The organism is Orbus hercynius (genome assembly GCF_003634275.1).
GTDB classification, from domain to species: Bacteria; Pseudomonadota; Gammaproteobacteria; order Enterobacterales; family Orbaceae; genus Orbus; species Orbus hercynius.
Genome location: NZ_RBWY01000001.1, coordinates 415,713 through 437,979, shown reverse-complemented (window position 1 = coordinate 437,979; position 22,267 = coordinate 415,713). Strand labels below are relative to the sequence as shown.

Sequence of the window (22,267 nt, the reverse complement as noted above, 5' to 3'; positions counted from 1 at the left end):
AGTGCCTCCGTCATTAATTTAACGCATTATCAATAGCTTGATAAACATCATTCTCTGTGCGGCATAATCTCAATGGCGCTAAATTAACGCCGGTTTCGCTGGCTTCATCCTCTAAAATTTGGATAACTTCCATTAAGCCAGCCATATGTTCATCAGAAGTGCTGCCGGCTAATGTCACCAAAACATCAACCGGCTCGGGTTCATCGTCAAACAGCACTGGTGTTTTTAAGGTCACTAAAGCGAATGCGGTACGATTAACGCCATCTTCCGGCCTTGCATGTGGCATGGCAAAATTGGGCGCAATAATGATGTAAGGCCCCATCGTTTTAATACAATTGATAATTGCATCGTAGTAACCAGCCTCAACGGCGCCTGATGCAACTAGCATATCGGTACCAAGTTTGATTGCGGTGCGCCAATCGGCAGCTTCTGCTTGCAATTTTATCGATTTATTTTCCATTAAGGATTGTTTAAATGCCATAATCTTCCCTTACTGATAGTCGTGATAATCATTAATTAACTTAATCAGGTACTTGATTGATTAATGCGATCAGCTCATCACCAAATGTTGCTGGATTGAGCATATTGGTCACCCCTAGCGAATACTGCCCTTCCCCCACCGTGATTTCATGAATGAGATGCTTAGAGCAGACAATAATATCGGTATTGGCTAATTTCGATTTATAATCCGTTACTGCACACGAATCCATCACATTCTTGATACCTTTTTTATCCAAATAAGTGGCAATTTTCATTTTCATCATCATCGAAGACCCTTGCCCACTGCCACAGACAGCTAAAATACGCACGGCGCGACGATCTTGCGATAACGCCTCTGCTTGCTTTAGATTTTCAGCGACAATCGAATTACTGTCTTCGTCAGGTAAATTGCGTACATCATTTGCATGTTGTAATTTTTCGGCCGCTTCTTCTGCTCGAAGTGTTCTAGCAGCAAAGAACATATACACCATTGCTAAGACGATTAACACATAGATAAATAAGTGCGAAATCGATAAACCTTGTAGGATGGGTGGGAATAAAATGGCCCAATCAGCCATGCCCATCCAGGCATCAATCGGCGTGCCGTTTTGTAAGAAAATATGCAGTGCCCAAGCTGAGCCCAGTACTTCAATAATCCCCATCACAAAACAGATTTTCATCACCGCTTTCCAACCCCCAAAATGATTGGCAAATACACCGATAGTCGCATTAGAGAAAAACATCGGCACAAAGCCGGGAATGATCATAATTGGAAATTTGAACAACAGTAACCCAGCAATGGCAACAAATTGACCTAAAGCCCCCCACATAAAACCAAATACCACTGCATTTGGCGAAAAAGCATAAATTGCTGCACAATCGATCGCTAACACCGCATTTGGAATTAAGCGTTCTGAAATACCTTTAAATGCTTCAGAAAGCTCAGCAACAAACATTCTAACGCCAACAATAATAATTTGGATTGCTACCGCAAATTTTAGACCCGTCTCAAAAATATACAGACTCCAATGTGTGTTTGGACCAGCCATAGCCTGAACATTATCGACGCCAAACGATAACAAAATAATACCAAAAAATAGGGTCATAATAATCGCTGTTGCAGCGATGCTATCATTGAAGATATGTAACCACTTAGGCAATTTAAGGGCATCAACAGACTCCTCTTTATTACCCAGTTTAGGTGCTACTTTGCAGGCAATCCAAGAAGCGAATTGTTGCTGGTGACCAATAGAAAATCCGGCGCCACCCGTTACCGCTTCAGTCGGTTTATACATCATGTTACAAAAGATGCCCCAATATAGTGCGATAATGATCGCCGAATAGATGATCGTTTCCCACATGCTAAAACCGAATAAAAAGTAAAATAGCGCAATCAATCCGACTTGCTGAAACATGATGTGCCCAGTTAACATAATGGTTCTAATACCCGTAATACGCCGAAAAACCACCAATAAAATATTGATCAGTAAAGCTAGCAGAACCGCATAACCAACCCAAGAGTAACTATCTTTCATCGCATTTTCAACAGCCACCATTGACGCATAAGTATCAATGATTGACCCATTAATACCGTGGTATTGTGATAATTTCTCAATGACCGGTTTAAAGGTTGATACCAGCACACCAGAACCGACTTGGAGTAACATAAAACCGACGATGGTTTTAATCGTGCCTTTCAAAACAGTAGTGACATCTTTTCTCAATAAACAATAACCTAACAGCGTAACGATACCTAAAAGAAAAGGTGGTTTATTTAGTAGTTGTATAAAAAAATTACTTTCCATAATGCCCCTCAATTGCCTTCATTTAGAATCTCAATTTAATCACCATTCAGTAATATGACTGATGAGATGATTACGGTGTTTCTTTTTATAAAATTGATCTTGACCTACTCAGTATTATCAATCACAAAAAATCATTCAATGATTATTTTTGATTCATTTGAACTGGATCACATTTAAAGATAACTTGCCTTGTTAACAATGAAAAAATAGCCATAACATGATGAAAAAGCAATAAAAATGGTAGAAGGTTACAAAATCACTAAATGAAAAATTAAACAATCAATATCTATTGACAATAAAATAAATGAAAAATACAATCATAAAAAATCAAAATACGATTATTTATGATTAAACATGACAACCTCGAGGATCGGTATGAATGAAATTACACGACATAATGAAATCGTCTCATTAGTCAACAGCAAGGGAATGCTTAAAGTTACCGATTTAATTGCGCATTTTGCTATTTCAGCAGCAACAGCAAGGCGAGATATGACTAAACTTGATCAAGAAGGTCGGGTCAAAAAAGTCCGTAACGGCATTGTTAAAATTGAAGAAAAAAAACCGATTTGGACCCCCTTAGACATCACCAATACCGATAACTATCACGAGAAAGCAAGAATCGCTTTACGTGCAGCAAAAATCTGTAATGACGGTGAAAGTATCGTGATTAACTGTGGCTCTACCGCATTTTTACTCGGCCGAGAGCTATGTGGCAAAAACTTACCCATCATTACCAATTATTTTCCACTCGCCAGTTATCTTATTGAAAATGATCATGAAAGCGTCATTATTATGGGCGGGTTATACAATAAAACACAAAATATTATCCTCAATCCATTATCGGATGTGAGTAATAGTTATGCAGGCAAATGGATGTTTACCAGCGGCAAAGCACTCACCGCTGCCGGTTTATACAAAACAGAAATTTTGACCGCCGTATCGGAACAACAAATTTTAGCAAAAATTGAAAAATTAGTCGTCGTTGTCGACAGTTCAAAAATTGGCACCAATGTCAATTCAGGCATGCTATTTTGCCCAACCAATAAAATCGATGTGCTGATTACCGGAAAACAAGCAAATGCTGAAGTTATTGAGGCCATAAAACAGCAGGGAGTTGAAGTTATTTTAGTTTAACAATCACTTAAAAGGATATGATCATGAGCAAAGTAAACGAAATTACTAGAGAATCTTGGATATTAAGTACTTTTCCTGAATGGGGAACTTGGTTAAATGAAGAAATCGAGGCGACTCAAGTCAAACCCAATACATTTAGTATGTGGTGGCTAGGTTGTACTGGTATTTGGCTAAAATCCGCAGGAAGCACCAATATTTCAGTCGATTTCTGGTGCGGCACCGGTAAAAAAACCCATGCCAATCCGCTTATGAATAAACAACATCAAATGATGAGAATGGGAGGTGTTAGAGAATTACAACCTAACTTAAGAACTAGCCCATTTGTCCTTGATCCATTCGCGATAAAAGAAGTCGATGCAATCATGGCAACGCATGATCATGCTGATCATATCGACGTTAATGTCGCCGCCGCAGTAATACAAAACTGCAGTGATAAAGTTAAATTTATTGGCCCTAAAGCTTGTGTTAATCTTTGGATCAAGTGGGGAGTGCCTGAAGATCGCTGTATCATTGCAAAAGTCGGTGATGTCATCGACGTGGGTGATATTAAAGTTAAAGTGCTTGATTCATTTGATCGTACTTCTTTAGTTACGCTGCCAGCAGGCGTATCCTCAACGGATAAATCGATCTTAGATGGTATGGATGATCGCGCGGTTAACTATCTATTTGAAACAACAGGCGGCTCGTTATACCATTCTGGCGATTCGCATTACTCGAACTACTATGCCAAACATGGTAACGATCATAAAATTGATGTTGCGCTATTATCTTACGGTGAGAACCCACGTGGGGTCACTGATAAAATGACGTCAGCGGATATTTTACGCGCAGCAGAATCACTCAATACACAAGTGGTTATTCCATTCCATCATGATATTTGGGCTAATTTCCAAAGCGATCCAAGAGAAATTGAAGTGCTATGGAATATGAAAAAAGATCGCCTACAATATCAATTTGCACCGTTTTTCTGGCAAGTAGGCGGTAAATACACCTATCCAACCGATAAAGGACGAATGCATTACCAGCATTTCCGCGGGTTTAAAGATATTTTCATTGATGAGCCAGAATTACCTTATCGCTCATTCTTATAACTCTCAGGTGATTAATACAGTATAAGCGACTTAACGAGTCGCTTTTTTATTGATAATAAAAAACTCGGTACAATGACTAACGAACCGTATTAATCTACTGATTTTAAAGTAAAATATCTGACAATTGAATGTTTAAATGTGTTATATCTCAAATAATCAATTGAATAAATCGATAAATAAAATAAATTCAATCTAAAAAACAAATCAATACACGTCATATTGATCGAATTAAACAATTTGACCGATAATCTTTATTATATAACCTATACTGCGTATATTTATCCATGATTTGAATTAAATAAATATATAAAATTTGATAAATAATAAGTATAAAAGGAATAGAGAATGGAAATAACAATAAGCAGCATAAACGTAAAACTATGTTGTTTTTTATCATTGTCATTGACGTCTTTGATCGCAGGCGCTGGGCTTTCAGTAGAAACCGTCAAAATTATTGTGGGTAACCAACCTAGCCTATCTCAGTCCGCTGAGGATGCTATCGATGATCTCGATTTACTTGGCTTTACTCTGACCGAAATCTATCAAGGCACTAAAACTGAAACCAATTACTATGGCAGTGATGCTCAAAACTTACCGATTAAACCTGCCTATCCTTTCAAAGCACTATTTAAAATCGCTCCTATCAAACAGCCTAGTGATGCTAATTTTTACGATTTAGATGGTGATAATTTCCCAGCGTTAACAGAACAGACAGCATTAACAATGCAGTGGTATTATACATCAAATACAGGAGTGCCTGTTGCATTTACGCCAACAAATAGTGATACTTTTTGTAATCTGACATCGGCAAATAAAGTTGGACCTTATTTACTCACTATATCGGGTAATTTAATTTTAGCATCACGCTATGGTGTGCCAAATACTAATGAATATCCCAATGAAACAATTACGCTCACGCCATCAAAAACCTATACCATTCTTGCTGATGCAGGTATATGTTACGCTCAGCCCAATTTAATCCCAAATTCATCTTTGTACACGGGTGAACAGTGGTCAGCAAAAAATGGTTTTCTAACTCAATCAGATTCTCACGGGGAAACCAATTTTCCTCGGACCGCATTTTATAACGCACATTTTAGTTTAATGTTAGCAAAAAAAGGCTTAGTGAATAACTATAATTGGGAAATTAAAAAAGGGGCGGACTTAATCACAATATTACCTCAAAAAGATAATATCGTGGTAACTTTCAATGGGTCATTAGCATCAAATACTGCGGCGGCAAGGAGTCTGGTTGTTAATAGCAACGGGGGGTATGATGTATTAATTACAGGTACTCATAACACATCGGGTGCTATCATCAAATATCCATTCAAAGTTGCTAATTGGTATTCAGGCTGGAATGGCTCAACTGCACCTAATAGTGCATTTGCCGCAAGAGTAAGTTGGAATAATGTTGCAGCCGCGTGTTCAGCTTTATTGCCTGTAGGAGGATATCGATTACCTTATGATGATGAAGCAAGTAACGCAGCATTAGGTACAGGTGCTAATCCTCAAGCATTTTTTACCCGTGAGATATCAAAAATGATCTTTTCAGAATGGGGAAAAATAGATGCCAGTTCATACCCTGACACCTTCGGTTTTAATGCTAACACCGCTAGGCGTTTTTGGGTTATCAATAAAGCGAATAACGATATTTGTGATATTCATTTATATAATCAAAAGTATCATTGCCGTGATGTCAATGAAACTAAAAATGCCGTTTGTATAGCAACACCTTAATACTTATCGCCGCGAACTCTATTTTGCGGTTTATCTTAGTTCTAAATAAATAATCAATGTTTCTTATTCCCGTTTTGTTTATCTCATCTTTATATAACCTTTTTCGCATTTGACAACCACAACGATCAATCAATTTAATCGATCAATGCAATACAACCAATATGCAAAACAAATTAATACAAAGCTTATTGATCGAATTAAACAATTTGCAACAATTACTTTTTTTATATATTATTAGCAGTCGATATTTATCGTAAAAATAATATAACACTCTGATTAAATTTACTTACTCTAGTAATATATACCAAATAAATAACCATTTTAGTTATAATTTTTGCTTATAAATACAATTAATTAGAAAATAATAAGAAAAATAGGAAACGATAATGTCATTAATTCTCAAAAATGCACTAATTATATATAGCGCAATTTGTGTTATACTTGCCTCCAGATTAGTAGATGCATCCTTATCGATATCTACAACAAAAACTATTCAGGGTGATAAACCCACATTTACGCCGGAAATAGAAGAAAATATCAATAATTTTGTATTATTTGGTCTTAATTATACAGATCCTGATACACTTAATACGGTTAGTTACTATGACAATAGTGACATCTCAAATATCGGGGTAAGAGGCTCCTACCCTTTCTATGATCTCTTTTCTATAGCTCCCATAAAGCAACCAACCGAAGATCAATACGCGAATATTGATGGCGATTTATTTAAAGAACTCATTGCAAGTTCCGCGTTAACAATGCAATGGTTCTATACTAATGTATCAGGTCAAGAGGTGCTTTTTACTCCATCAAAATCCGATACTTTTTGTAATTTATACTCAGCGGGTAAAGAAGGTCCCTATAAAGTCAAGATTTTTGGTGATTTAGTTCTGCGTTCACATTATGGCGATCCAAGTGAAAATACCTACCCCAATGAAACTGTCTCCACGCAGCCCTCTATTACATATACCATTTTAAACGATCCCGGTATTTGTTATGCCAAACCCGCACTAACCCCTTCGACAGCACTGGGCGTATCAGCTAGTCAGTGGGATGCAAAAAGTGGATTTTTAATACAATCGCTAAATAGTCCTGAAAAAAACTTCCCATCAACAGGCTTTTATGGCGCAAAATTTGATTTATTACTAGCAAAATCTGGCTTAGCAGCCAATTATGACTGGTCAATAACCAAAGGTAGTGAACTTGTGAATATCAGTGTAGACTCGAGCGGCGTGCACCTTGTTTTTAACAAAATCGCCGCAAGTAGTACCGATTTATATTGGAATTACATTATGAGCACTGATGGCTATGAAGTTGTTGTTGAAGGCATACATAGAACAAAGGGATATAGCATAAAGTATCCGTTTAAATTAACCAAGTGGTTCTCTGGATGGAGTAAGGCTAACCTTGATAATGCAACAATAGGATACCGTGGTGATGCTAAAGAAATCATACAAGGCTGTGCAAGCCTAAGTGGTAAGTATAAAATTAGCGAGGCATCACATGTCAGTAATGCACCTTACAATACCGCATCAAGTGGCGTATCATATACCCGTGAAGTTGGTACATTACTCGGCGAATGGGGATACCTATCTCAAGACAATTATCCCGGTTCTTGGGGCGCAAAGGAATCACAAGCAAATTCGTATTCAAGAATTTGGCTGTACGATACTAATCTCGGTGAATACTGTGATTTACATTTATACAATTCTAAATATCACTGTATATCCGAAGCGGGTAATAAAAATGGTGTTTGTATTGCCACAAATTAAACATATCCTCATTTGAGTATATCCCAAACAATACGACTGTTTATAATTTACCCTTGAAATTTGTTTTTTTATACCTATATTGATAAACAGGTTTAAATCAATTTACTTATTTTATTAGAGGTATTAATCAATGAGTCAACCAGGAACAGAAACTCGTGGATTCCAATCTGAAGTTAAACAACTTTTGCATTTAATGATCCATTCTCTTTATTCTAATAAAGAGATCTTCTTACGTGAACTTATTTCAAATGCATCTGATGCGGCTGATAAATTGCGCTTTAAAGCACTTGAAAACCCAGATCTATATGGTGGTGATGCCGAATTAGGGGTCAGAATTTGGATTGATAAAGATGCAGGCACATTAACTATTGCAGATAACGGAATTGGTATGACCCGTGAGGAAGCAATTGAAAATTTAGGCACCATTGCCAAATCAGGTACCAAAGCATTTTTACAATCTATCGGTAACGATCAAGCCAAAGATAGCCAATTAATCGGCCAATTTGGCGTTGGTTTCTATTCCTCATTTATTGTTGCAGATAACGTCACAGTCACAACCCGAGCAGCAAAAGCAACGCCTGATCAAGCCGTTGTGTGGCAATCAGCTGGTGAAGGTGAATACACGATTTCTGACGCACAGAAAGAAACACGCGGCACTGAAATTACCCTGCATTTGAAAGAAGAAGATAAAGAATTCTTAGATGATTGGCGTATCCGCTCAATTATCAGTAAGTATGCAGATCATATTTCTCTGCCAGTTGAAGTGCAAACAATTGATGAAGAAACCAAAGAAACAAAATGGGAAAAGGTCAACAAAGCACAAGCACTGTGGACTCGTAGCCGTAATGAAATTAGCGATGAAGAATATACTGAGTTTTATAAACATATCTCGCATGATTTTGCTGAGCCATTGAGTTGGAGTCATAACCGGGTTGAAGGTAAGCAAGAGTACACCTCTTTACTTTACATTCCATCTAAAGCGCCTTTTGATATGTGGAATCGCGATCATAAACATGGCTTAAAACTTTATGTACAACGCGTATTTATTATGGATGATGCAGAACAGTTCATGCCAAACTATTTACGATTTGTAAAAGGGTTAATTGACTCAAATGATTTGCCATTAAATGTGTCGCGTGAAATTTTACAAGACAGCAAAGTCACCCAAAATTTACGTAATGCCTGCACCAAACGTGTGCTACAAATGCTAGAAAAATTGGCAAAAGACGACCATGAAAAATATTTACAGTTTTGGCGTGAATTTGGTTTAGTACTAAAAGAAGGTTGTGGCGAAGATTTTGCCAATCGTGAATCCATCACTCAATTACTGCGTTTTGCATCAACACAGCAAGATAGCGATGCGCAGACAATATCATTAGATGACTACATCAGCCGTATGCAAGATGGCCAAGAAAAAATCTACTACATTACGGCCGATAGTTATAATGCGGCCAAAAATAGCCCACACTTAGAACTATTCCGTAAAAAAGGCATTGAAGTGTTACTATTATCCGATCGCATTGATGAATGGATGATGAGTAACCTGACCGATTTTGCTGGTAAAGCGTTCCAGTCAGTGAGTAAATCGGATGAATCAATTGAGAAACTCGCTGAACAAGAAACGGATGAACAAAAGCAAGCTGAAAAAGAGCTTGAACCGTTTATTGAACGTGTGAAAACAGCATTAGGTGATAAAGTCAAAGAAGTAAAATTAACTCATCGTTTGACCGATACACCGGCTATTGTGACAACAGCTGCTGATGAAATGACCACCCAAATGGCCAAATTATTTGCTGCTGCTGGGCAAAAAGTGCCTGAAGTAAAATATACCTTTGAACTCAACCCTGATCATCAATTAGTAAAACAGGCAGCAGATACGCAAAATGACAGTGAATTCAATGACTGGATTGAACTGCTTTTAGATCAAGCACTACTGGCAGAAAAAGGCTCATTAAATGATCCAAGTCAGTTTATTACACGTATGAATAAACTGTTAACAAAATAATTTAGAAAATTATTCAGGCAAAAAAATACGGCACTTATGTGCCGTATTTTTATTCTATCAAAACATTACAATTTACTCGTAATGTTAGCTCAAGCATACATCTTATCATGCACACTCATAGCGATTTGATTACAAAGGTGCGGCTTTACGTGGTGCTCTACGTTTTGGTGCGCTCTCTTTATCACCATCTCGACTAGGTGCTCTACTACGACGTTTTGGTTGGTCAGCAAATGCATCATCTTGCTTGCGCGAACCGCGTCTTGCCGTTGAAGCTGGTTTATCGTTATTAGCGACTAAACGCATATTCATTGGAATATTCATGACACGAACAGTTTCAAAATGCTTTAATAAGTCTGTTGGCATGTCTTTTGGCAGTTCAACTGTTGAATATTTTTCATACAATTTAATATTGCCAATGTACCGACTACTAATATCGCCTTCGTTCGCAATCGCACCAACAATATTACGCACATCAACGCCATTCTCTTTACCGACTTCAATTCGATACAGATCCATATCACCAACGTCTCGACGTTCACGGCGTTTTGGCGCTTCACGAGCATCCCCTTTCAGTCTACGTTCGCCACGATCACCGCGCTCTGGTCGATCGCGTTCGCTGCGTGCTGGTTTAAAAACTGGATCAGGCGGTAGAATCAAAGGGCGTTCGCCTTGTGCTAATTTTAGAAGTGCAGCGGCTAACGTTTCAATATCTGTCTCGTCACTTGCTAATAATGAAGGCAGGATCTGACGATAACTATCCAAATCTTTTGCTTCCATTTCTTTAGCAACGCGATCAGCGAATTTAGTTAAACGACGAGATTCCAATAGATCCTTAGCTGGTAATTGCACTTCAGGAATTGGTTTTTTAATCGTTTGTTCGATATTTTTTAATAACCGACGTTCACGACTATCAACAAATAGTATCGCACGACCTGCTCGGCCCGCTCGGCCTGTTCGACCAATACGGTGTACATAGGATTCTGAATCAAGTGTAATGTCGTAATTAATAACCAAACTAATACGCTCAACATCAAGTCCACGAGCAGCAACATCGGTCGCGATAAGAATATCTAAACGCCCCTTACGTAAGCGATCGAGCGTCTGTTCACGGAGTTGCTGTGTCATATCACCATTAAGTGCAGCTGAACTATAACCATGCTGCTCAAGTACATCAGCGACATCCAATGTTGCTGATTTAGTTCGTACAAAGATAATCGCTGCATCAAAATCTTCGGCTTCTAAAAAGCGGATCAAAGCATCATTTTTACGTAATCCCCGCACTAACCAGTAGCTTTGATCGATATCAGGAGCAGTTTGATTGGTTGATTTGATCTGAATCTCTTTTGGATCTCGCATAAAGCGTTTAGTAATTCGACGAATTGGTGCCGGCATTGTTGCAGAGAACAACGCAGTTTGATGATCGTCAGGAATGGCAGCCATGATGCTTTCTACATCATCAATGAATCCCATTCTTAACATCTCATCAGCTTCATCTAACACTAAACCTTTTAGATTTGATAAATCTAATGTTTTACGATTTAAATGGTCAAGTAAACGACCTGGCGTACCAACCACAATTTGTGGCCCTTGTTTCAATGCACGTAATTGTACATCATAACGTTGTCCACCATATAGCGCTAACACTTTCACGCCTTTCATATATTTTGCATACTCACTGCACGCATCTGCAACTTGGATTGCTAATTCACGTGTTGGAGCTAAAACTAAGACTTGTGGTGCTTTTAAATTTTCATCCAATTTCATTAAAAAAGGAATGGAAAATGCGGCAGTTTTACCGCTACCGGTTTGTGCCATTCCCAAAACATCATTCCCCTCTAATAATAAAGGAATACATTCTGATTGAATTGGAGATGGTTTGGCAAAACCAAGATCACTTAATGCGTTAAGGATTTCCTCGGATAGTCCAAGGTCAATAAAAGAAATTTCTTTTGTCATGTAAACTCGCTTATAACTGCTATATACAGTTGTTAAAAACATTTATAATGCCAGTCTACGTAATGAATATTACAACCCACCCAAAAATAACAAAACATTCAATGGGATAACTCTTTTCACTCAAACTAACCGAATGAATTGAATTAACGTCTTAAATGGTTACATAAAGAACGCTGCTATAACTGCTTATATTCACATCTAAACTGGCATGACCCAAATACAACTTATTGTTGATTAAGCTGCTTTATTTCGAAAAGTGCCTGCTGATGTTCTAAATAATTATAGACATTGCTTGCTAATGCATACTTAAATAACATTTCGGCACGTTTATTATCACCTTTATTTTGGTAATACTTCCCTAAATAAAAGTAGGTTTCACAAAGACGTTGAGCTAATGCTTTATTAGTCTCAATACCTTGCTGTAAGTTAATCATCAAGCGATTTTCGCTAATTTTACCTAAATAAAATGCTACGATATCACTCCCCCAAACCGTTTTATCTTGCATATCATCATAGCGCGCTAACAAGTGCGCTTTGGCTGATACCTTATCAAGCTTACTTTCGATGAGATAGACCCAAAGAATTCGAATCGGTTCATTCGGCGCATAATGATAAAATTTTAATGCATCTGCTAATGCCGGTTCATATTTATCATTATTATATAACGCAATAGCTCGATTAATATACACAAACTCATAATCAGGATCCAGTTCAGCGGCAGTATTAAATGCTAAAAATGCGGCATTATAATCCCCTTCCTGCATCGCATAAGTACCAAGGTAATTATAGACATCAGGGATAGCGACATTAAACTTTAGCAACTGAGTAAAATCATTTTGAGCAAAAGCTTTGAATCCGAGCGAATCATAAAGCGCGCCTCGTTGATAATACAGCTGCATTTTCGCTTCATCACTCAAGTTACGGTTATATAATTCCTGACTGATTTGAGCAAGTTGCACTTCATCATTATATGAAATTTGCTCAGGCACCGCTAATACTGGTGTGTTGCTACTACATCCAAAAAGATAACTTGATAAAAAAAGCGCAACTGGTAACAACCATATTGTTTTCAAGTTACTTTTTTTCATTCATCACTCCTAATTATATTACAAAATATATGCTAATGCTTAAGCATTAGCATATATATACTTTTATTCACTTGCCGCAGTGTCAACAGCAGCATCATGACTAGAAGTATTATCTACAACATCTTTCATGCTCAGACGAATACGTCCTTGGCGATCAATTTCAAGTACTTTTACCTTTACCTCTTGCCCCATTGTTAAGACATCGGTCACTTTCTCAACTCGGTGGTCGGCAATTTGCGAAACATGTACAAGACCTTCTTTCCCACCAATGATTGAAACAAATGCACCAAAATCAACAATACGCACAACTTTACCAGTATAAATAGTCCCCACTTCAACTTCAGCGGTTAAATCACCAATACGTTTAATTGCTGCTTGAGCTTTATCACCATCTGATGCAGCAATTTTGACTGTGCCATCATCTTCAATTTCAATGGTAGTGCCCGTTTCTTCGGTTAACGCTCGAATAGTAGCGCCCCCCTTACCAATGATGTCACGAATTTTTTCTGGATTGATTTTCATCGTATAAATACGCGGAGCAAACTCAGAAATCTCATTACGCGGACGATTAATCGCTTGTTCCATCACACCTAAAATATGCAAACGCGCGCCTTTTGCTTGGCTTAACGCTACTTGCATAATCTCTTTGGTAATGCCTTCGATTTTAATATCCATCTGTAGAGCACTCACCCCTTCGCGAGTTCCGGCAACTTTAAAGTCCATATCGCCAAGATGATCTTCATCACCCAAAATATCCGATAAAACAACAAAATCATCACCTTCTTTAACAAGGCCCATTGCAATACCGGCAACAGATGATTTAATTGGCACACCCGCGTCCATTAATGCTAATGACGCGCCGCATACTGATGCCATAGATGATGAACCATTTGATTCAGTAATTTCTGATACAATACGCACAGTATAAGGGAATTCACCCGCTTTAGGCATAACCGCTGCAACACCACGTTTCGCTAAACGACCATGGCCAATCTCGCGGCGTTTTGGTGAACCAACCATACCGGTTTCACCTACTGAATAAGGAGGAAAATTATAATGGAATAAGAATTTATCAGTTTTTTCACCGGTTAATTCGTCAATAATTTGTGCATCACGCTCAGTCCCTAACGTTGCAGCGACTAAAGCTTGTGTTTCACCGCGAGTAAATAACGCACTACCATGTGTTCTTGGTAAAACGCCTGTGCGAATATCTAAGGCTCGAATCATGTCTTTTTCACGGCCATCAATACGTGGCTCACCCGCAATAACACGTTTACGAACCGTTTGGCTCTCAATATTAGTGATAATATTTAAAATTTCAGTATCATCAATGGTGTCATCTTGTGCTTTTAATTTCGCTAAAACATCATCTTTAATCATATTGATTTGTGCATAACGCGCTTGTTTTTCAATAATACGGTATGCTTCACCAATACGATCTTTCGCTAATTCAGCGACCGCATTATATAGTGCTTCATTTTTGACTGGTGCAACCCAATCCCATTTAGCACGGCCAGCATTAGCAACAAATTGGTTAATATTATCAATCACAACTTGTTGTGCATCATGACCAAATACCACCGCTGCTAACATTTGCTCTTCGCTTAATAAATCCGCTTCAGATTCAACCATCAATACTGCGCTATTTGTTCCTGCTACCACTAAATCTAAACGGCTATTTGGTAATTCATTCACTAATGGGTTTAATACAAACTCACCATCGATAAAACCGACTCGCGCAGCACCAATAGGGCCGTGGAAAGGCACGCCAGATAAAGATAATGCCGCAGATGCACCAATCATAGCAACTAAATCAGGGCTAACTTGTGGGTTAACCGATACAACAGTTGCAATAATTTGGATTTCATTAACAAACCCTTCTGGGAAAAGTGGACGTAAAGGACGGTCAATTAAACGTGCGGTTAATGTTTCGCCTTCACTTGGACGACCTTCACGTTTAAAAAAACCACCGGGGATGCGACCCGCTGCATAGGTTCTTTCTTGATAGTTAACTGTTAATGGAAAAAAGTCTTGTCCTTCTTTCACTTTTGGTTGTGCAACAACGGTGACAAATACAGCTGTATCATCCATATTTACCATTACCGCCGCAGTAGCTTGACGAGCCATAATGCCGGTTTCTAATGTCACCGTATGGCGACCGTATTGGAATTTTTGGATTGTTGGATTAAACAATGTGATGTCCTCTTAAATAAGATAAATGGAGATAGATCATTTTCATTGTTACGACTAATGACAAATTTATCGAGTCGCACCTTGATTTTGGATGCAAAATACCAGCATGAACCAACTAAGAAGAAACCACCAAATAAAGCTCTCATTAGCCGTACGAAACATGAAGCGATGATCTTTATGTATAACTTGTCAATTATACATGAAAATAATGTATTGTCATATTAATTAAATCAGTCAGAACCTAATATTTGCATTTATTGCAACGTGATTAAGCATTAAATTGGTATAAATAAACAGAAAAAATCGAAATGGCGCATATTATTGCGCCTTTTTAATCATCACTAAATTATCGCTGTTTAAGAGGGGTAAATGCTACTGGACTACTAATATTTTTATAGGCTGGGCGAATAATTCGGCGGTCATCAAAGTTGAGTTCCTCAATACGGTGCGCACACCATCCGACAATTCGTGACATCGCAAATAATGGCGTATAAACTTCTTTTGGTAAGCCAATCATGTCGTATACAAAGCCAGAATAAAAATCGACATTCGCACACACTTGCTTTTTTGTTTTGGCATTTTTACGATGAGTAATCGAGTGGATAGCCCGCTCTTCAAGCAGCTGCATAAAGGCAAACTCAGCGTCTCTGCCTTTCTCTTTAGCAAGATCCTTCGCCATCTCTTTCAATAATACCGCCCTCGGATCAGAGACAGTATAAACCGCATGACCAATACCGTAAATCAATCCTTTCCTATCATACACTTCTTTGGCGAGCATTTTGGCAAAATAGTCATCAATCTCTTGCGCATTAGTCCAGTCTTTAATCACGTCCTTAAGATGAGTAATCATTCGGCCAACTTGTAAATTAGCACCACCGTGCAATGGCCCTTTTAATGAGCCGATACCTGCTGCAATCGAGGAATAGGTATCGGTTCCTGTTGAGCTAGTGACGCGCACCGCAAAAGTAGAATTGTTACCACCGCCATGTTCAGCATGCAAAATTAACGCTAAATCCAGTACTCTCACGTCCAGATCGGTATAACCTTGCGATCCTTTTACCATGTAGAGAAAATTTTCAGCGATGGAGACATTATCATTCGGATGGCGAATATGTAACGATTGCCCTTTAGCGCTATGGCGTAAAATATTATAAGCATAGGCGATAATCGCTGGAAACTTCGAGATCAATTCAAGCGATTGACGCATAAGATTATCGCGCGACGTATCATCTGGATCGGGATCATAGTTATACATTTCAAGCACCGTACGCGCTAAAATATTCATGATATCTTGCCCTTCGAGATCAATAATGGCAATTTTGGTCTGTTTTTCTAATGCCATCGATTCACAGAGCATGCGTGAAAACTGCCTTAACGCATCTTCATCAGGCAACGCACCCGATAGCAATAAATAGATCACTTCCTCAAATCCGCTACGATGCTCTTTTTGTGCGCAGTGCGCCAGATCGTCAATATCAATGCCACGATAGAGTAATTTACCCGCAACCGGCTGTAAGGTGCCATCGTCTAAACGATCATACCCCACCACATCGCCAATATTGGTCAAACCAACAAGCACACCAGTATGGTCAGCATTACGTAACCCACGCTTAACATTAAATTTTTCAAATAATTCGGTACTGATTTTACTCGTTACTTTTACTGTCTCAGACAACTTGTACATCATAAATTCATCTTTCATACCCAACCTCTTCAATAATCTCGTCTTGGATACAACACTTGCAATGCCAGCCTTTATTATTTATCTATAAATGACGAATAATCGCTTGAGTAAATTGCTTGGTTGTCAGAATTTTGCCATTTGACATAAAGCGTGCCAAATCGACTGTTGCACTACCTTGTTGGAATAATTGAGCCATTGCACGGCTAATCAATTGCCCGACTTCCGTCCAGCCTAAATAATCAAACATCATCACGCCAGACAATAATAATGATGACGGATTAGCCATATCTTCTCCGGCGATATCCGGTGCGGTGCCATGGGTTGCTTCAAAAATAGCATGGCCGGTTAAATAGTTAATATTAGCGCCCGGCGCAATACCAATGCCACCCACCATTGCGGCTAATTGGTCAGAAACATAATCACCATTAAGGTTAAGTGTTGCAATGACCGAATACTCTTCAGGTTTTAATAATGTATTTTGTAAAAAGGCGTCGCAAATAACATCTTTGATAATCAGTTTACCCGATGATTTTGCGTGTTTTAATGTTGTCTGAGCGGCCTCATTACCTTGCTGCTTCTTCAATTTGTCAAATTGCTGCATGGTAAACACGCTATCAGCAAATTCTCGCTCAGCAAGCTCATAGCCCCACTGTTTAAAGCCGCCTTCAGTGAATTTCATAATATTGCCTTTATGCACTAACGTCAGCGATGGCAATTTATTGTCAAACGCGTAGTTAATGGCCGCACGAATTAATCGCTCAGAGCCTTCAATCGATACCGGTTTGACGCCAAAAGCAGAGGTTTGCGGAAATCTGACTTTTTTAACGCCCATCTCTTGTGACAAAAATTGATAGAATTTCTGCGCTTCTGCGGTGCCTTGCTGCCATTCAATACCGGCATAAATATCTTCCGTATTCTCACGAAAAATAGTCATGTTAACTTTTTCGGGCATTTTTAGCGGTGATTCTACGCCGTTAAACCAGCGCACCGGTCGTAAGCACACATACAGATCGAGCTCTTGCCTTAATGCCACATTGAGCGAGCGAATACCACCGCCAACTGGGGTGGTTAATGGGCCTTTAATCCCAATTAAGTAGTCTTTAAATGCCTGCATCGTCTCATCAGGTAACCAAGAACCATTAGCATTAAATGATTTTTCGCCGGCTAGCACTTCTTGCCATGCAACTTTACGTTGACCTTGATAGGCTTTTTCAATAGCATGATCAAAAATCGTTTGTGCTGCTTGCCATATCTCAGGCCCAACGCCGTCCCCCTCAATAAAAGGGATTATTGGATGATTTGGTACAATAAGTTTGCCATTAACAACCGTTATTTTCTGACTCATATTAAATCCCTTTATGATTGATTAAACTCTGATTTTAATTTATTTAATGCACTACCCGCTTTGAACCAAGCAATTTGCGCTTCATTGTAAGTGTGTGCCACTGGGAACGCTTCAACATTGCCATCTTGGTGATGTAATACCAGGGTTAAATGTTGATTTGGCGTAAACTCGGTTAGACCAAGAATACTAATATTGTCGTCTTCTAACACTTTGTCATAATCTTCTTTATTCACAAAGGTCAAGGCTAACATACCTTGTTTTTTTAGGTTCGTTTCATGAATACGCGCAAACGATTTAACCACAATCGCTTTGACATTTAAGAAGCGAGGTTCCATTGCAGCATGCTCACGCGATGAGCCTTCGCCGTAATTTTCTTCCGCTACCACCACCGATCCTAATCCTTGTGCTTTGTACTGTCTTGCGAGGGTCGGCACTTCAACATACTGCTGAGTTTGGCGATCAAGCACCGCATTAGTTTTTTCATTAAAAGCATTTACCGCACCAATTAACATATTATTGGCAATATTATCCAAATGACCACGATACGTTAACCATTTACCGGCCATTGAAATATGATCCGTGGTACATTTACCCACCGCTTTAATCAATAGTGGTTGCTCAACAATATCTTGGCCATCCCATGGTGAGAATGGCGCTAATTGCTGCAAACGCTCAGAATTTGGCGCGATATTAACCGTCACATTGCGGCCATCTTTCATTGGCGCAATGTATCTAGCATCCTCAACAGCAAAACCATGCTTAGGCAATTCATCGCCCGTTGGTTCAGGTAGTTTTACTTGCTCACCTTGACTATTGGTTAGTGTGTCAGTTAATGGGTTAAACGTTAAACTTCCCGCAATCGATAAAGCCGCAACCATCTCGGGGGAACACACAAAAGAGTAGGTATTTGGATTACCATCATTACGTTTGGCAAAATTACGATTAAATGAAGTCACAATCGAGTTCAAGTGTTCATCATCAACTTCATCGCGGCGCCACTGACCGATACAAGGACCACACGCATTGGCCATGATCACGGCACCTGCTTGCTCAAACGTTGTTAATATTCCATCTCGCTGAGCGGTAAATTTAACCTGCTCTGAGCCTGGATTGATAATCAATTTGGCTTGTACGCTTAGCCCTAATTTCATCGCACTATCAATAACTGATGCCGCGCGGCTCATATCTTCATAAGATGAATTCGTACACGAACCAATTAAACCCACTTCCATATTATTAGGGTAATTATGCGCTTTAACCGCTTGAGCCAATTGCGAAATAGGATACGCTAAATCGGGAGTAAATGGCCCATTGACGTGCGGCTCTAATTCTGAAAGGTTGATGTCAATAACTTGATCATAAAATTGACTTGGGTTGTTAAGTACTTGTGGGTCAGCGTTAAAGCAATCATGCAGTTGCGAGGCTAAATCAACAATCGCTTGACGCCCGGTTGCGGCTAAATATTGCGCTGATTTATGATCATAAGGAAAAATAGACGTTGTTGCGCCAACTTCGGCCCCCATATTACAAATTGTCGCTTTACCTGTTGCCGATAATGAGCTGGTCCCTTCACCAAAATATTCGATAATTGAATTGGTACCGCCTTTCACGGTGAGTAAACCCGCCAGTTTTAAAATCACATCTTTTGGTGATGCCCAACCGGATAATTTACCGGTCAATTTAACGCCGATTAAGCGTGGCATTTTCAGTTCCCAAGGCATTCCGGCCATCACATCAACCGCATCGGCACCACCAACGCCAATGGCGATCATCGATAAACCACCCGCGTTAGGGGTATGAGAATCGGTGCCGATCATCATGCCGCCAGGAAAAGCATAATTTTCCAGTACAACTTGGTGAATAATGCCAGCATCTGGCTTCCAAAAACCAATACCGTATTTATTCGAAACATCACGCAAAAATTGGTAGACTTCTTGATTATGACTCTGCGCAATAATTAAATCATCATAGGCATTTTTATAAGCTTGAATCAGATGATCACAATGAACGGTAGAAGGCACGGCAACGCGATCCCGCCCAGAATTCATTAATTGTAACAATGCCATTTGCGCTGTTGCATCTTGCATAGCAACGCGGTCAGGAGCAAAATTCACATAATCAACGCCACGCTGATAATCTTTAAGCACTTCACCTTGAGGTAAATGAGTATAGAGAATTTTTTCAGTTAAAGTTAAAGGTCGACCAATTTCATGTCGAATATGGTTAACTTTTTGTTGGTAAGTTTCATAGACACGTTTAATTAGTTCAAGATCAAAAATCATGATAAATCCCCATTGCTCATTGTGTTTTTATGATGCTCAATATCTTGTTATCAATTGGGCTTAAATGAATATTTATTCAAAATAAAAGAATTATTATTCAGTAAATAGCTTAGCAGTATAAAAAATAAACGCAATAACAGATTATCCTGACTGGTAATATTGTCAATAAATAATACGAGGTATTTTGATTAAAAAAATTAATATTGGTATGATTTTTATAATGAATTGAGTGTCTGCGAGCACAAATAGATAAACGAAATGCAGTAAAGAATTACTATGGATTACGCAATAATGTCAACGATATATCAAAAAAATATAAGCACATTGATTAGCTAAATGCTTGATGATAGCCTAATCAATGTGTTGTGTTTTATATTGTATGGCAAAGTAAAATAAAATTGCTTAAGCGTTTCGGACTAAGCGGTGACGTAAATCGGTTCTGACCGCTTCAATCGACCAAATCCAAAACGCGGTGCCAACAAATTCAGAAATTAACGCTTGTGGGCCGGCTAACCATAACCAACCAGATAGTCCCAATAATGGCACGACTAAGCCGTGCGCAAACACCGAAACACCGAGACCAAAAATAATGCCGTGTAAAATTTTAGTTTTCACTAAATACTCACACGCAGCGCAGTAGATAATCGCAATGACAATCGAAAACAAAATGTGCACACCATTACCGCCCCAATTAATGGTATAACCTAACCAGTGATAATCCATTGCGCTCACGTTGACACCTAATTTTTCAAGTAACATCACCGGCGGTGGCGTTGTTTCTAACGTTCGTGGTGGTATGAGTGTTTCAAAACCCGATTTGACCAGTGCGGAAAAGATACCCGCAATAATGCCTATATACACCATCGTCAGTACGTGACGATCTTTCTTATTTGATAGCTCAAATAAATTAACCATTGACTCACTCCATTATTAGCTTAATTAATCGCGATCTTTGATGATCATTAACACATTTAGCTAAGAATAACGTAAACCAATGCTAATAGTGTGGGTATTAAACTCTTTTTGCATTTTAGTCGCAAAATGCTGCGTAATTTTTCGCAATACTTAAAAATAGACGATGTATTAATCAATAAATAAGTGACTAGGATCCTTAATCAATCATTGGTAATAATCGCCAGCAGCCAGATACGATGATTAAGTTTAAACATGCTTATTCCCGATGGGCGATAACCATTAATTACCATAATTATTTGCGACAATATACGGCCAAGGCTTTAATGAGTTATCTTTCTGTCGAAAAAAGGTTTGCATATAAAAGCCTTTGTTCCAGTCAATCGCTTCACCCTTTGTTGATGGCACGCTATAACCCGCATCCCTTAATAATGGCGAGGTTGCCCACGCGGGGATCTCACCTTCAACATGTCGGTTATACACCACTTCAACTTGTATTTCATCAAAATATGTCACAATTTCTTGCTTGCTTTTAATGCTATCCACCACCACCCGGCCAAAACAAAATTTTTGCCGATCACCATTATAATAGCGATACGCTTTACCTAACTCGGTGATCTCATAATGGTAAAAACCGTTTGGTTTACCATCCTCACTAATCACTGGCTGCTCCGTTAATAAACCCAGTTGGGCAAAGGTAGATAGCCGTTTATTTAAAGTATTATTTCTATCGATAAATCGATTATAACCAGACTCGTCTAATTCACCGGTCACCGC

Annotated in this window: 15 protein-coding genes; 5 read left to right on the top strand and 10 right to left on the bottom strand. The window is 38.8% G+C overall.

From position 1 onward, the window contains the following. Nucleotides 1-13 precede the first annotated feature (13 nt). A complete protein-coding gene (locus DES39_RS02100) occupies nucleotides 14-481 on the bottom strand; it encodes a PTS sugar transporter subunit IIA (RefSeq protein ID WP_121144110.1) in 468 nt (155 codons plus the stop codon). 40 nt (nucleotides 482-521) lie between these two features. Then, nucleotides 522-2,285 carry a PTS ascorbate-specific subunit IIBC gene (locus DES39_RS02095; RefSeq protein ID WP_121144109.1) on the bottom strand — a complete coding sequence of 588 codons (1,764 nt, stop codon included), beginning with the start codon at nucleotides 2,283-2,285 and terminating at the stop codon, nucleotides 522-524. A 375-nt stretch (nucleotides 2,286-2,660) separates the two neighbouring features. Between DES39_RS02095 and ulaR the strand changes: the two genes are divergently transcribed. The 5 genes from ulaR (at nucleotide 2,661) to htpG (ending at nucleotide 10,030) form a co-directional block, all read left to right on the top strand. Continuing rightward, nucleotides 2,661-3,422, top strand: a complete 762-nt coding sequence (gene ulaR / locus DES39_RS02090; protein WP_121144108.1) for an HTH-type transcriptional regulator UlaR — start codon at nucleotides 2,661-2,663, stop codon at nucleotides 3,420-3,422. A gap of 23 nt (nucleotides 3,423-3,445) precedes the next feature. Beyond that, nucleotides 3,446-4,513 carry an L-ascorbate 6-phosphate lactonase gene (ulaG, locus tag DES39_RS02085; RefSeq protein WP_121144107.1) on the top strand — a complete coding sequence of 356 codons (1,068 nt, stop codon included), beginning with the start codon at nucleotides 3,446-3,448 and terminating at the stop codon, nucleotides 4,511-4,513. Nucleotides 4,514-4,858: 345 nt separating this feature from the next. Then, a complete protein-coding gene (locus DES39_RS02080) occupies nucleotides 4,859-6,253 on the top strand; it encodes a hypothetical protein (RefSeq protein WP_121144106.1) in 1,395 nt (464 codons plus the stop codon). A gap of 386 nt (nucleotides 6,254-6,639) precedes the next feature. Continuing rightward, entirely contained in the window at nucleotides 6,640-8,025 is a 1,386-nt protein-coding gene (locus DES39_RS02075) for a hypothetical protein (RefSeq protein ID WP_121144105.1), read from the top strand. Nucleotides 8,026-8,155: 130 nt separating this feature from the next. Continuing rightward, complete coding sequence (gene htpG, locus DES39_RS02070; RefSeq protein ID WP_121144104.1) at nucleotides 8,156-10,030, top strand: molecular chaperone HtpG; 1,875 nt, start codon at nucleotides 8,156-8,158, stop codon at nucleotides 10,028-10,030. 129 nt (nucleotides 10,031-10,159) lie between these two features. Here the strand turns inward: htpG and DES39_RS02065 are convergent, their stop codons facing one another. The 8 genes from DES39_RS02065 to DES39_RS02030 form a co-directional block, all read right to left on the bottom strand. Then, nucleotides 10,160-11,986: a DEAD/DEAH family ATP-dependent RNA helicase gene (locus tag DES39_RS02065; protein WP_121144103.1), complete on the bottom strand. Its 1,827-nt coding sequence runs from the start codon at nucleotides 11,984-11,986 to the stop codon at nucleotides 10,160-10,162. Nucleotides 11,987-12,210: 224 nt separating this feature from the next. Further along, nucleotides 12,211-13,074, bottom strand: a complete 864-nt coding sequence (gene nlpI / locus DES39_RS02060; RefSeq protein WP_121144102.1) for a lipoprotein NlpI — start codon at nucleotides 13,072-13,074, stop codon at nucleotides 12,211-12,213. A gap of 63 nt (nucleotides 13,075-13,137) precedes the next feature. Then, nucleotides 13,138-15,267 (bottom strand): polyribonucleotide nucleotidyltransferase, encoded by a 2,130-nt coding sequence (gene pnp, locus DES39_RS02055; protein ID WP_121144101.1) that lies wholly within the window; start codon nucleotides 15,265-15,267, stop codon nucleotides 13,138-13,140. A 346-nt stretch (nucleotides 15,268-15,613) separates the two neighbouring features. Further along, nucleotides 15,614-16,969: a citrate synthase gene (locus DES39_RS02050; protein ID WP_121144100.1), complete on the bottom strand. Its 1,356-nt coding sequence runs from the start codon at nucleotides 16,967-16,969 to the stop codon at nucleotides 15,614-15,616. A gap of 64 nt (nucleotides 16,970-17,033) precedes the next feature. Then, entirely contained in the window at nucleotides 17,034-18,296 is a 1,263-nt protein-coding gene (gene icd / locus DES39_RS02045) for an NADP-dependent isocitrate dehydrogenase (protein ID WP_121144099.1), read from the bottom strand. A gap of 11 nt (nucleotides 18,297-18,307) precedes the next feature. Continuing rightward, complete coding sequence (locus DES39_RS02040; RefSeq protein ID WP_121144098.1) at nucleotides 18,308-20,578, bottom strand: aconitate hydratase; 2,271 nt, start codon at nucleotides 20,576-20,578, stop codon at nucleotides 18,308-18,310. A gap of 402 nt (nucleotides 20,579-20,980) precedes the next feature. Then, the gene (locus DES39_RS02035) at nucleotides 20,981-21,493 is read right to left on the bottom strand and encodes a DUF1440 domain-containing protein (protein WP_121144097.1); all 513 of its coding nucleotides are present in this window, start codon (nucleotides 21,491-21,493) and stop codon (nucleotides 20,981-20,983) included. A 279-nt stretch (nucleotides 21,494-21,772) separates the two neighbouring features. Beyond that, nucleotides 21,773-22,267: hypothetical protein (locus DES39_RS02030; RefSeq protein ID WP_170143312.1), on the bottom strand; the 495-nt coding region annotated here is incomplete at its 5' end.

What these genes read in the sequence shown, in the direction of transcription:
- DES39_RS02100 (WP_121144110.1), bottom strand. Translation starts at nt 481, where the DNA reads ATGGCATTTAAACAATCCTTAATGGAAAATAAATCGATAAAATTGCAA.
- DES39_RS02035 (WP_121144097.1), bottom strand. Translation starts at nt 21,493, where the DNA reads ATGGTTAATTTATTTGAGCTATCAAATAAGAAAGATCGTCACGTACTG.
- DES39_RS02095 (WP_121144109.1), bottom strand. Translation starts at nt 2,285, where the DNA reads ATGGAAAGTAATTTTTTTATACAACTACTAAATAAACCACCTTTTCTT.
- DES39_RS02050 (WP_121144100.1), bottom strand. Translation starts at nt 16,969, where the DNA reads ATGAAAGATGAATTTATGATGTACAAGTTGTCTGAGACAGTAAAAGTA.
- htpG (WP_121144104.1), top strand. Translation starts at nt 8,156, where the DNA reads ATGAGTCAACCAGGAACAGAAACTCGTGGATTCCAATCTGAAGTTAAA.
- DES39_RS02080 (WP_121144106.1), top strand. Translation starts at nt 4,859, where the DNA reads ATGGAAATAACAATAAGCAGCATAAACGTAAAACTATGTTGTTTTTTA.
- ulaG (WP_121144107.1), top strand. Translation starts at nt 3,446, where the DNA reads ATGAGCAAAGTAAACGAAATTACTAGAGAATCTTGGATATTAAGTACT.
- DES39_RS02040 (WP_121144098.1), bottom strand. Translation starts at nt 20,578, where the DNA reads ATGATTTTTGATCTTGAACTAATTAAACGTGTCTATGAAACTTACCAA.
- icd (WP_121144099.1), bottom strand. Translation starts at nt 18,296, where the DNA reads ATGAGTCAGAAAATAACGGTTGTTAATGGCAAACTTATTGTACCAAAT.
- ulaR (WP_121144108.1), top strand. Translation starts at nt 2,661, where the DNA reads ATGAATGAAATTACACGACATAATGAAATCGTCTCATTAGTCAACAGC.
- nlpI (WP_121144102.1), bottom strand. Translation starts at nt 13,074, where the DNA reads ATGAAAAAAAGTAACTTGAAAACAATATGGTTGTTACCAGTTGCGCTT.
- DES39_RS02065 (WP_121144103.1), bottom strand. Translation starts at nt 11,986, where the DNA reads ATGACAAAAGAAATTTCTTTTATTGACCTTGGACTATCCGAGGAAATC.
- DES39_RS02075 (WP_121144105.1), top strand. Translation starts at nt 6,640, where the DNA reads ATGTCATTAATTCTCAAAAATGCACTAATTATATATAGCGCAATTTGT.